Annotated in this window: 11 protein-coding genes; 3 read left to right on the top strand and 8 right to left on the bottom strand. The window is 35.4% G+C overall.

Going from position 1 to position 9208, the window contains the following annotated elements:
- Positions 1 to 435 (top strand): transposase (locus tag J7I96_RS25410; RefSeq protein WP_215048186.1); only part of this gene is annotated, 435 nt, incomplete at its 5' end.
- Between the two features lie 5 nt (positions 436 to 440).
- A complete protein-coding gene (locus J7I96_RS25405; protein ID WP_095392615.1) occupies positions 441 to 722 on the top strand; it encodes a hypothetical protein in 282 nt (93 codons plus the stop codon).
- Positions 723 to 884: 162 nt separating this feature from the next.
- On the opposite strand, the gene J7I96_RS25400 is transcribed toward J7I96_RS25405, so the two are convergent.
- Together J7I96_RS25400 and J7I96_RS25395 are read right to left on the bottom strand one after the other, a co-directional pair.
- The gene (locus tag J7I96_RS25400) at positions 885 to 1448 is read right to left on the bottom strand and encodes a group-specific protein (RefSeq protein WP_214772466.1); all 564 of its coding nucleotides are present in this window, start codon (positions 1446 to 1448) and stop codon (positions 885 to 887) included.
- Between the two features lie 257 nt (positions 1449 to 1705).
- Positions 1706 to 2278, bottom strand: coding sequence for a GNAT family N-acetyltransferase (locus J7I96_RS25395; protein WP_214772467.1), 573 nt, complete (start codon positions 2276 to 2278; stop codon positions 1706 to 1708).
- Positions 2279 to 2370: 92 nt separating this feature from the next.
- Between J7I96_RS25395 and pdxR the strand changes: the two genes are divergently transcribed.
- Positions 2371 to 3741, top strand: a complete 1371-nt coding sequence (gene pdxR, locus J7I96_RS25390) for a MocR-like pyridoxine biosynthesis transcription factor PdxR (protein ID WP_214772629.1) — start codon at positions 2371 to 2373, stop codon at positions 3739 to 3741.
- Positions 3742 to 4107: 366 nt separating this feature from the next.
- Here pdxR and J7I96_RS25385 read toward each other — a convergent pair whose 3' ends face one another.
- From J7I96_RS25385 to J7I96_RS25360, 6 genes are all read right to left on the bottom strand, one after another.
- The gene (locus tag J7I96_RS25385) at positions 4108 to 4563 is read right to left on the bottom strand and encodes a GNAT family N-acetyltransferase (protein WP_214772469.1); all 456 of its coding nucleotides are present in this window, start codon (positions 4561 to 4563) and stop codon (positions 4108 to 4110) included.
- A 218-nt stretch (positions 4564 to 4781) separates the two neighbouring features.
- Positions 4782 to 5774: a S66 family peptidase gene (locus J7I96_RS25380; RefSeq protein ID WP_214772471.1), complete on the bottom strand. Its 993-nt coding sequence runs from the start codon at positions 5772 to 5774 to the stop codon at positions 4782 to 4784.
- A gap of 235 nt (positions 5775 to 6009) precedes the next feature.
- Complete coding sequence (locus J7I96_RS25375) at positions 6010 to 6300, bottom strand: DUF5316 domain-containing protein (protein ID WP_214772473.1); 291 nt, start codon at positions 6298 to 6300, stop codon at positions 6010 to 6012.
- Positions 6301 to 6522: 222 nt separating this feature from the next.
- Complete coding sequence (locus tag J7I96_RS25370) at positions 6523 to 6756, bottom strand: hypothetical protein (protein ID WP_214772475.1); 234 nt, start codon at positions 6754 to 6756, stop codon at positions 6523 to 6525.
- Between the two features lie 288 nt (positions 6757 to 7044).
- Positions 7045 to 8322 carry an MFS transporter gene (locus J7I96_RS25365; protein ID WP_214772477.1) on the bottom strand — a complete coding sequence of 426 codons (1278 nt, stop codon included), beginning with the start codon at positions 8320 to 8322 and terminating at the stop codon, positions 7045 to 7047.
- Positions 8323 to 8325: 3 nt separating this feature from the next.
- Positions 8326 to 8934: a PadR family transcriptional regulator gene (locus J7I96_RS25360; RefSeq protein ID WP_214772479.1), complete on the bottom strand. Its 609-nt coding sequence runs from the start codon at positions 8932 to 8934 to the stop codon at positions 8326 to 8328.
- Positions 8935 to 9208: the final 274 nt, after the last annotated feature.

Genomic DNA, 9208 nt, shown 5'->3' with positions numbered 1-9208 from the left:
GGACGACGTATCCTTGAAGGGATTCTAAATGGTGAAAAAATACAGACCGATGCTCTTGGAAAAATGGTGGATTGGCGAACAAAAGCGAGTATTACTGACATTGCCCATGCAATTAATGGCCGTATTCGCCGTCATCATCGTGATATGTTGCGTTACCATTGGGAGCACATGGCTTATTTAGAACAAACCATAGAAGAATTGGAAAAACAAATCGATCAACTCCTGTCCCCTTATCGTAAGGAAGTAGAATTATTGGATGGTATACCTGGTGTGAACAAAGCTGCCGCAGCTACTTTTATTGCAGAAATGGGCGTGGATATGTCCGTATTTAAGTCGGCTAAACATCTTGCCTCTTGGGCTGGTGTGAGTCCTGGAAATTACGAAAGTGCTGGTAAAAAAAAACGAGTAAAACCACACAAGGAAACAAAGCATTAAAAACGATGGCTGTAGAATGTGTACTGGCAACCTCTAGGCAAAATAATCGAATTGCTTCACATCGAAAAAGGATTACCAAACGACAGGGAAAAATGAAGGGACGAATCGCTTCTGCTCATTTACTATTGACGATTGCTTACAACATCTTAAAAACAGGAGAACCCTATCATGAACTAGGCTCAAATTACCTTGAAGAAAAACAAATGAACAAAGAATTAAAAATGATCGAATACCTAAAAAAGAAAGGATATACAACAATCCCTCCATCTGAACAACAAACTGCATAACCAGTTAAATAACAACATAGTACATTTACCCCCATCAAAAAAATGAGAATATGGAGGGTTTATTTTAGCATGGCTTTTTTACTATTGTGTTTTCATACAAAAATGGCGCTGTTTCAGCACCATAAAAAAGTAAAGTACCTGTTAGCTCAACAAAAAGCTTTTTCATTTGAAATGGTTCCAAGATACAATCTCGACATCATTAATTTCAACCTCTCCAAGACTTAATAAATGTGGTATGTATGGAAAAAGACCAATTCTGTTACCCTTTTCATTTTCAATTTTGTAATATTCTATTGATGCTGAGGGTATTTCTTTAAGTTCTTTATAAGTCTCAATATTCAATAGCTTAATTTCATCTTCTTCAATTTCTTCAGCTGGACCTTTGTATTTCTCTTTTGTGTAAAGATATATAGCATTCGTATTATTTGTTAGTTTTTCAATTGGGATTTTTAAAAATTGTTGTTCTTCTTTAGTTTTTATTCCTAAGCTTGTGAGAGCTTCGTAAACGTAATAAGGATGTAGAGGTATAAAATGAAGGACATCATTCCATAAACAATTAAGTTTAGGAATTTGTTTTTTTAGCAGTTTCGGTCTCTCAGGGTGGTCAAAATACTTCTTCGTATATTTCTCATACAAATGAGGAGATATCTTACCTAAAGCATTCAATGGTATAAGTTTGTCACCAATCATCTCTTTAGGAACCATATGATATATATATTCTTGCATTGTGGCACCTCCACTTCTAATTATATACACTTCAACAAAAGATCAACATTCTCCTCTTTCATCTCGGTTCTCTTGTTGAACTAACCTGCCCCGTTAGTGCCATAAGAAAAAGGCTGCCGCAGCAACCCCTGTTAATGAACTAAAGCACCCGTTAGTTCCGTAAGAAAAAGGTTGCCGAAGCAACCTACCTTATTGAAGTAAAGTACCCGTTTTTGTTAAATAAGACAATAAATCATTCTCCAACTAAACTGTTTACCTTAATTAAGTAAATGTACTTCAAAATGTTTTTTCACTTTGGCCCATTCTTCATTAATGATACTATACAGGACAGTATGACGAAGTATCCCTTCTTTTCGAATCATATGACTTCGAAGAATACCTTCTTTTACTCCACCAATCCGTTCTATCGCTTTTTGCGAACGGAAATTTTCATGTCCTGTTTTTATTTGTACACGATTAAAGCCTAGTTCTTCAAAACAATATTTCAACAATAAGTATTTACAATTCGTATTAATATTTGTTCGCCAATAAATAGGGTTAATCCAAGTTGATCCGATTTCAAGTCGTTTGTGTTGTTTTGAAATATCGAGAAACCAGGTAGCACCAATTATTTTGTCTGTTTTTTTATTTATAATCACATACGCAATATCTGTACCATGCTCACGTTTTTGTAACGCATCTTGTACATAATGAAGTACACAACTTTTCTCCGTTAAATCAACAGACATATGCTCCCATATACGTTTATCTTGCGTTGCTTCATAAATCCCTTCAACATGTTCGAGTCCCATTGGGATTAAATGTACAACATTATTTTCTAATTTTTTCATTTTTATCACTCCTTGCATATAATTAAAACCTTTTTCTGATATGATAAAAATAACCAAAAATGAGTTTTTATATAATACCAAGGGATGATGAGATGGAACTTCAAATTCTACTAACGGACGACAAACCCAAATATAGGCAAATTTATGAACAAATTCGACAAGCGATTTTAGAAAAAAAGCTATTCGCTCATACTAAACTTCCTTCTAAACGACGTTTGGCTGATCAATTAAACATAAGTATCATGACTGTTCAAATTGCTTACGAACAACTGCAGAGTGAAGGATACAGTTATTCTGTTGAACGACAAGGTTATTTTGTTTCGGAAATTGCAGATGAATGGCACTATACTGAGAATGCTACAACTTCTCTAAAGAAAACGGCGCAATCTGATTATTTTATTAATTTTAAAAATGGTCAGGTTGATGCAGCTGTATTCCCCTACAAACAATGGAACCGACTATATCGAAAAGAGCTTAATGAATTCAACGGATGCAATGCACCGTGGCAAGGAGAATATTCGTTACGTGTACAAATTGCACGGTATTTACAACAAGCTAGAGGGTTAGATTGTCAGCCGGAGCAAGTATTTATTTTTAGTGGATTTCAGCAACAGTTAATGAATATATGTCTATTTTTTAATCGGAAAACTGTTGGAACAGAAGAACCAGGGTTTATTCGAGCAAAATCTGTTTTTGAGCAATTACAACTACAATGTCATGCGGTTTCTGTAGATGAGGAAGGGTGTTGTGTGCCTAATAAGGCAATTAAGCTACTATATACGACACCAGCTCATCAATATCCAACCGGTGCAATTATGTCCATAGCTAGAAGGATACAGTTATTACAATGGGCACTTAAACAAGATGCTTACATTATAGAGGATGACTATGATTCTGAATTTCGTTACAAAGGCGCACCAATTGCAACATTATCTCATTTAGATTCATTTAAACGGGTGCTTTACTTTGGAACATTTTCAAAAACATTGTTACCATCGCTTCGTATGAGTTATCTTATTATGCCAACATCTCTTCGATCGGACTTTGAAGAGTTCAATACTTATCAAAAATCTACCGTTTCAAGAATCGATCAACAAGTCGTCGCAAAATTTATGGAAGAAGGACATTATACAGCACATATAGCAAAAATGAGAACTTTATATCGAACAAAAAGAAGCTGTTTAATTGAAAGCATAACGAAACATCTAGGAGAAGAATTTAAAGTCATGGGCGATGCAGCAGGCTTACATATCATTGTTCAATTACCAGAAAGATTAAATGAATCTATAGCAATAGAGCTAGCGAAATCAAGGGGAGTTAAAGTCGATGCCGTTTCAACAATGTATCAGCTTCACAAGCCAAATCATCAGGTTATGCTAGGGTATGGTGCACCATCCCTGGACGAAATTCAAAAGGGTGTGAGTTTATTAGCTACTGCATGGAAAAATAGCTTAAGTAATTAGCATTTCACTAAGCTATTTGATTTAGTAAGTTGGATGTTTAATTCTGACAAGCCTTGAACTATCCTGCCCGATAGTTCCATAAAGAAAAAGCTGCCTTAAAGACAGCTCCGATCTTCAGCTAACGTACCTGTTGTTATATCTTTAAACAGTAATTCTCTCAAAATATAAATGTAGTTTGTTCTTCCACGAACCTGCCCATTAGCCCAAGAAGCGACTACTCTTCTTGGGCAATCGCACCCTTTCGAAAAACAATTCATATGCCGGAATCTTGTATGCTAACTTTTCAGGCAAATCAGATCCTAATAATAATCAAATATTAATAGGCTTTGAATAACGTATTCAAAAAAACATAAAAACTACGTGAAATTACTTAATTTCATAGTTCAGCCAAACTGCCTTTTGTGCCCCAATTTTGTCATATAACGATTGGGCAGCAAGATTATCATGTGCTGTTTCCCAAATCATATGAGAATAATCATTCTCTCTAATATAATTGACACAGGACTGAAGTAGTTTTTCACCAATTTTTTGTCCTCTTACATCAGGTTTTACAAATAGATCATGAAGGAAAGCCATTCGTTTCACTTCTAATGTATTAAAAGTAAAATATAAAGTGGAAAAGCCAACTAAGTGATGCGGTTCCTTTTCTACAACAAACTGGATACCCTCATAGGGATTTTCAAGTAAATGATTGATCAATTTTTTGAGTGAATCATCACTTGGACGAGGACACTTGTAGAAATCAACGATGTACTGGTTCATTAATTCGAGAAGTTGTGGGATATCATGTTTTGCAGCAGTCCTAATATTTACTGTTTCCATATTATTTCTCCTCCCAATTTTAAACCTTTCAATATTAGGTCATGCAATTTTAATACCAAAAAATAACAGACATATAAAATTAATTCGTATGTTTGCTGAACTAACCTGCCCCGATAGTTCCATAAGAAAAAGCCGCCTCCTTAAAGGCAGCTCCGATCTTCAGCTAACGCACCTAGTTGAAGAAATTATAAATTGTAATAATACCACCCATATTAAAATTAAATCCATCTCTCCGTACAATACACTTTCTTCGCTGTTGCATCTAATTTTATTTTTTTTCCAATTGCTAATGGGTGCATTGGATGCGTGTGACAACAATCAAATTCAGCTAAAATCGGAATATCTTTACCGTCTAGTTGCTCTAATAAAATTTCAAGTGGTTTTCTTCCTGTGCCTAAATCATCAAATCGTTCATGTTTGCCTAAAATAATGCCTGCTACCTTGTCAAATACTCCATGTAGCTTTAACATCGCAAAGTTTTTCTCAACAATTGAAGCATTTTTTGTACAATCCTCTATCAGAAAAATATCTCCCTTTTTAATTTCAGGGAAATATTCTGTACCAATAAATCCGCACAGCGCATTATTATTCCCACCAATTAATCTACCTTTTGCAACACCTGATTGTCCTGTTACCCACTCATTTGAAAAAAGGGGTTTCTCTGTCGTTTTTTCAAGCCAGTTAACGGCTTCATCTGACCAAAATGCTGGTATCGGTACCTCATATGGCAGCGTTGATTCTTTCATAAAATAATTTTCAAAATAAGTATATGTATCGTTTACAAGAGGCTCAAATTCACCAAAAGATGGGATCAGAGCTGGTCCATAATAAGTTGAAATCCCTGTTTTTGCATATAAAGCTAAAAGAATAGCTGTTGCATCTGAATAACCGACAACTAGCTTTGGATTTTCCTTCAATGCTTCATAGTCAATATAAGGGAGCATACTATTGGAGTTTGTTCCACCAATCGTGGACATTACCATTTTAATTTCGGGATCACACAACAATGCGTTTAATTCACTTGCACGTTCCTTGGGTGTACCTGAACGATATGTATCGGCCTTTCCTGTTAGTTTCCCTTCTACGATAATAAAACCTTTTGACTCTAAAAATTGTTTTGCTCGTACATAACGCTTCTGAGCCGTTACAGTTGCAGGAGATGAAGGCGTATAAATACCAATCTTATCGCCTTTTCTAAGATGTTGAATCATGTTATTACTCCTCCTTATATTAATTTACCTATTAACTGCCCAAAAGTTTAAATATTCAAATCTTGTAACATATATCATAATATGAAATTCTTACTTTTATTGTACTTTGAACCTTAACAGAAAAACAGCTTGTGATTTTCCCAACCAACAAGCTGTTTTATCAATCCTTTTTATAAATTATCAGAACTTTATTTCAAAGCCACAGTTCTCTCCTCTTAAAGAACTAATGCACCCGTTAGTTCATTACAAAATAACTAACCATTGCGATTAATAAATTCGGTAATCCAATCAATAAAATTGTATTAGTCATTGAAAATCTTTGTTTTCTATCTTCTTTTGATTCAGATTGTAAATTTCTGCCCAACCTATCTCCATCAACAAATGCTCCAGAAAACAATGCACTTATTATTAGTGAGATTAATGCGACCACTCCAGTAATTTTATACAATAAAGTGAAATCCTTCAAAAACACCGAAATAAGCAGGGCTACCACTACGATGCCTATTCCTACCAGAAATTTTTTCATTAACAACACATCCTATATGTTTTGTTTTTAATGAAATTTCGGCTTACCCCTTTCCAAATTATAACATATTCAGATTTTTAAAAACACATTAAATCTCCTTTAACTTAAGCAACTAACCTGCCCCGATAGTTGCATAAAGAAAAAGCTGCCTGTTAAAGACAGCTCTGATCCTAAGCTAAAGCACCCGTTAGTTCACTAAAAGAAAACTAAAAGTAACCTTAGTTATGAATTTATTTGAGCTATTACAACAACTATTAAAATTGCAAAGCCAATTAGCCACAACAACACAGCCCAAGTACGTGAACTAAAAAGATTAAATAATTGAATAGACATTATATCAAATACAAAGTCGGTTAAAACCTCCCAAAAGGGTACTTTCGGGTCTCCCTTTTTCCATAAGTATGATGCTAGTAAGATTAATATTATTCCTAGTAAAAAAAATATAATTCTAATCATTCAAGTCGATTCCACCTGACAGTAATTCTTATTTTAAAACGATATTAACTTTCCTCCGATTGACTTGTCACTGGTAAGTATAGGGAGGATTTGTTATTAAACTACTGCCCCGTTAGTTCTATAAAAAAAGCGATTCTTATTAAAGAATCGCTCCCAATTGTGGAATACAATCTGTTAGATTTTTTCTCTTGCTTTATTTTTTATGACCAATAAATTTCGGTTGCTAAAAACCTCATCCTAACTTCAACGTTAATGTTCCCAAAATAGTTTGTATTATCATGTAACTTTTTAAGCTTGGAATTGTTTTTTCTGAATATCTTTTTGAACGTTTATTCTTCTCACGATAAAGATGAGGACAAATGCACCCAATAAGCAGGTTGCTCCTCCTGCTCCTATCAAAACGAAAGAAACTCCAAGCCATTTGGCAAGAAGAGAGCCCACAGCAGGTGCAATAAGCATAGAGCAGGTTTGTAATGATGTGGCCGCAGCAGATACTCTGCCCATCATTTGCTTGGGTGTCTCCGATTGTAAGGTAAATCCATAAGGGACCGACTCACCGGAGCCCATGAAACCAAGGAAAAATGCGCCAATCACCCAGGCTAATGCAGGAAGATTTACAATCTCCATACTACCAAGCCCCATTACAATGATTAATGAACCGCTAAAAAGTAATGCACTTGACATAAAGTGAATAGGTTTTCTTTTCCAGTGTGTCCAGTTGCCCATTAAAAGAGAGCCTACCACGCTTCCTAGACCTACAGAACTAATCAGTAACCCAAAATTCCCTTCCGTGAAGCCAAGGTTTTGAGCAATAAATACGAATAGTCCATCGTACAGGAAAATGATAAAAAACGCTACAGAGGATAGGATAACTGAGATTTTTAATAATGGGGTATATGAAATGTGCTTAATGCCATCTAATAGTTCTTTCCAATAGTTACCGTTATCCCTATTTTTCTTTTCAGATTTAATGTCAGCATTCATTTCTTTTTCATCCATGTTGGGAAGAGTAAGTAAAATTAATATAGCGATGAAAAAACCTGCAGCTTCAAATAAAAATGGACTTTTTGCTCCAAATAAAGCTATGACACCTCCACCAAGTGCAGGACCAATAATTTTCATCGTATTAACGGAAAGCTGGCTAAGTGTTACCGCCTCTGGAAGGTGGTTATCAGGGACCGTAAACCTAATCATACTTTGTCTTGCTGGGTCGTAAATTGCTGAGACTGTTCCCTTCAAAAACACAAACAATAAAAGGATATAAAGGTTAGGAGCAAAAAACAGTCCTCCTACAAACATGATCCTTAAAAATAAACAAATGATCATCATTTGCTTTTTGGGAAGTCGATCCACGAATACACTTGCAAAGGGACCTATGATGACCCAAGGTAGCCCTAATACAATGATCACTGAGGCAATGGCTGTTTCATCTAGCCCCCAATGATAAGCAACAATAACCTGTAAAGCAATAAAATCGAGCCAATTACCCAGATCAGAAAATAGCTGCGCGCCAAATAATGAACGAAATGGACGGAATTTTAAAGGCTCAAATATTCCAGCTCTCATGAGTTATTTCTCCTTTTCTCCTTGGGTTGCCTCTCTTCGTCTTGCTAGCAGTTTTTCTGTATTCCCATTTGGATCCTGCCCTTTTGGAAGTTGATTATTTTCCAATGCATTTATCGATTCTTCAATCCATTTCAACTCAGCCTCCAGTCGCAATTCGGCATAGCGGATGGTTAGCATACCCACTTTACTGATGTAAGAGATTCCGTTTGTTGGCCAGTCTTTTACAAATTCAAGTAAATCTTCGGTTGTCTCTTTTCTTTTTAGTAGATGACTCATTAATACAGAGCTTTCCATATCTTCGTGCCAAGTGGACATCTTCATTAATAATTCGTCTCTAATAATTGGATAGGCAGGAGGGAGTCGAAGCCAGTTTTCATATTCCTCCCACCCTTTTGGGGTAAGTTCATAAAGTTTCTTTTTACGCCCCTCTTCCTCTTGTTCAATAGGATAAACTAGTCCTTCTTCTTCAAGCTTCTTTAATTTCGGATAAATACTCCCATAACTCATTCCCCAGTATAAGCCGGCAGCTTTATGCTCAAACTCTGCTTTAATATTGTATCCTGTACTGGGCCAAAAGCTTAAAATAGCTAGAATAGAACTTTCAATTGACAATGTAACATTCCCCTTCCACATATCATAATGATATATCAATTCGATATATCATTATGATATGTCTAAGAACAGGTAAAAACAACCATAAATAAAAAACTATTCCATAATTTAGAAAGTTATTTTTCAGTGATTCAATTTTTTAGAGTTATTGTTTATAATCCGGCCCTATTGTTGATCAAAATTCAAACAGCACTCTTGAACTATCCTGCCCCGATAGTTCCATAAGAAGAAGCTGCCTTAAAGACAGCTCCGTTCTTCAGCTAACGCACCCGTT

The organism is Bacillus sp. ISL-78 (assembly GCF_018613455.1).
Classification (GTDB): Bacteria; Bacillota; Bacilli; order Bacillales; family DSM-1321; genus Peribacillus; species Peribacillus frigoritolerans.
Note: the sequence above shows the minus strand (reverse complement) of the source record. Positions and strands in the feature narration are given on the sequence as shown.